This window comes from Alicyclobacillus suci (genome assembly GCF_017329615.1).
Lineage (GTDB): Bacteria > Bacillota > Bacilli > Alicyclobacillales > Alicyclobacillaceae > Alicyclobacillus > Alicyclobacillus suci.
Genome location: NZ_JAFMTW010000288.1, coordinates 1 through 200, shown reverse-complemented (window position 1 = coordinate 200; position 200 = coordinate 1). Strand labels below are relative to the sequence as shown.

Here is a 200-nt window from a genome sequence, read left to right as displayed (position 1 = left end):
GATCAAGGGTTGCGCTCGTTGCGGGACTTAACCCAACATCTCACGACACGAGCTGACGACAACCATGCACCACCTGTCTCCTCTGCCCCAAAGGGAAGGTACATCTCTGCACCGGTCAGAGGGATGTCAAGCCCTGGTAAGGTTCTTCGCGTTGCTTCGAATTAAACCACATGCTCCACTGCTTGTGCGGGCCCCCGTCA

General features: G+C 56.5%; 1 rRNA gene. It reads right to left on the bottom strand.

What is annotated here, in order from left to right:
• Positions 1 to 200, bottom strand: a 16S ribosomal RNA gene (locus tag J3482_RS20740); the annotation flags it as partial.